Origin of the sequence: Streptomyces sp. NPDC055966 (genome assembly GCF_042269865.1) — a bacterium.
GTDB lineage: Bacteria > Actinomycetota > Actinomycetes > Streptomycetales > Streptomycetaceae > Streptomyces.
This window is the reverse complement of the sequence record NZ_JBHJYK010000079.1, coordinates 1-2,042: the sequence shown is the minus strand read 5'-3', so window position 1 is coordinate 2,042 and position 2,042 is coordinate 1. Positions and strand designations below refer to the sequence as shown.

At 67.2% G+C, this 2,042-nt stretch carries 3 protein-coding genes; 1 reads left to right on the top strand and 2 read right to left on the bottom strand.

The window, feature by feature from the left end; translation table 11 throughout:
- Positions 1-146 precede the first annotated feature (146 nt).
- A protein-coding gene (locus ACFC8N_RS48835; RefSeq protein ID WP_376296097.1) for an IS5 family transposase occupies positions 147-985 on the top strand; the annotation gives its coding sequence in 2 pieces (ribosomal slippage) (positions 147-507 and positions 507-985; 840 coding nt in all).
- 15 nt (positions 986-1,000) lie between these two features.
- Here the strand turns inward: ACFC8N_RS48835 and ACFC8N_RS48830 are convergent.
- Together ACFC8N_RS48830 and ACFC8N_RS48825 are read right to left on the bottom strand one after the other, a co-directional pair.
- Positions 1,001-1,345, bottom strand: coding sequence for an ArsR/SmtB family transcription factor (locus ACFC8N_RS48830; RefSeq protein ID WP_376296096.1), 345 nt, complete (start codon positions 1,343-1,345; stop codon positions 1,001-1,003).
- Positions 1,342-1,800 (bottom strand): SRPBCC domain-containing protein, encoded by a 459-nt coding sequence (locus ACFC8N_RS48825; protein WP_362823975.1) that lies wholly within the window; start codon positions 1,798-1,800, stop codon positions 1,342-1,344. The genes ACFC8N_RS48830 and ACFC8N_RS48825 overlap by 4 nt, the downstream gene beginning before the upstream one ends.
- Positions 1,801-2,042: the final 242 nt, after the last annotated feature.

Genomic DNA, 2,042 nt, shown 5'->3' with positions numbered 1-2,042 from the left:
TCGCCGCCAGAACGGCCTCGATCCCCTCCGGTCTCCCCATACCACGACAACGATCCCCGGGACTGAAAGCCACGACTTGTTTCCCGGCAAGCCCTTAGAACTCCTAACGAAATGATCTTCGGCGTGGTTAGATCACTCCCAGGCTGATGATCAGGGGGTGCGGGGTGGCGCGGCCGAAGCCGTGGGAGGTCGACGATGAGCTGTGGGCGGTGATCGAGCCGCTGCTGCCCAGGGTCGAGCGCCGAACCCTGCACCCCGGGCGCAAGCGGCATCCTGACCGGCTGGTGTTCCAGGGCATCCTGTTCGTGCTGCACACCGGGATCTCCTGGGAACATCTTCCGCAGGAACTCGGCTTCGGTTCCGGCATGACCTGCTGGCGCCGCCTGGCCGAGTGGACCGAGGCCGGGGTGTGGCCCCGGCTCCACGAGACCCTCCTTGCCAAACTTCGCGGCGCGAACGCCCTGGACTTCTCCCGGGCGGCCGTCGACGGCTCGCACATCCGGGCGTTAAAGGGGGCCCCAAGACAGGACGAAGCCCTGTCGACCGGGGCAGGACGGGCAGTAAACATCACCTGATCACCGACGCCACCGGCATCCCGCTCGCCGCCACCCTGACCGACGGCAACCGCAACGACGTCACCCAGCTGATCCTGCTCCTCCAAGCCGCACCGCCCGTGCGGGGCAGGCGCGGCCGGCCCCGGCGCCGCCCGGACGTGGTTCTGGGCGACCGCGGCTACGACCATGACAAGTACCGTCGTCTGGTCTGGGACCTCGGCGTGAAGCCGCTGATCGCCCGCCGCGGCACCGAGCACGGATCCGGCCTGGGCACCCAACGCTGGGTCGTGGAGCGCGCGTTCGCCCATCTGCACTGGTTCCGCCGGCTGCGGATCCGCTGGGAGATCCGCGACGACATCCACGAAGCCTTCCTCAGTCTCGGATGCGCGCTGATCTGCTGGAGAAGACTCCGCACTGCGATGGGCCTTTGAAGCGGCGCTGCGGGTTCAGGGCTCAGCGGCCCCCTCCGCCAGATCCTTGATCGCGTTGAGGCGGTGTTCCCACTGGGCGGCGAGGGTGTCCATCCACCGCGTTGTCCGCCTCAGTGGTTGCAGGTCGGCTTCGTAGCGGACCTCGCGTCCTGCCCGGTGGGCGCGAACCAGTCCGGCGCGGTCAAGGACGGCCAGGTGTTTGGCCACCGCCTGGCGGGTGATGGGGAGGCTTGCCGCCAGGGACGTCGAGGTCGCGCCGCCTTCGCGGGCAAGGACGGTCAGGACCTCTCGGCGGATCGGGTCGGCCAGGGCCACCAGGACGTCATCAGGGGCCTGTTCGCCCTCGTTGGTGCGGGTCATGGCGCGGTCTGTTCGCAGTCCGCTCGCAGTTGGTCGAGCTTGCCGGGCCAGTTCTGGCTGTTGGCGCGGTGCCGGTCGGCGGCCTCGTCGGTGAGCAGCCCGAGGTGCGCGAAGCCGCTTTCGATCATGGTGAGTCGGGTGCCTCCCGTGGAGTCGTCTTCGGTCAGGGTGAACTCGACCAGAGTGGCGTTCGAGTCGTCCGGTTCCTCGCCTGCCGCTCCTTGAGACCACCGCCAGGACAGGACGCGCGGAGGCTCGACTGTCTGGATACGAGCGGGAATGACGCCGTGGATGCCGTGGTCGAAGACCAGGAGACCGCCGGGGCGCAGGTCGATCTTGACCGGCTCACCATTGCCGAACCAGCGGCCGAGGAAAGCGGGCTCGCTCAGCACGGACCAGACCCGTTCCCTGGAGGCATTGATCAGGACGGCGCGTTCGATCGTGTTGGGGATCACTGCAACCTCATCTCATCCGGATGCGCTACCCAAAGGTTGCACATCCAGAAGTCCATGCGCAACCGACTGGTTGCGCATGAGAGTGGCCGCTTGGGTCCCGCCAAGCTTCGAGCAACCCACTACGTACTCATTCCGTTAGGAGTTCTTAGGGCTTGCCGGGAAACAAGTCGTGGCTTTCAGTCCCGGGGATCGTTGTCGTGGTATGGGGAGACCGGAGGGGATCGAGGCCGTTCTGGCGGCGA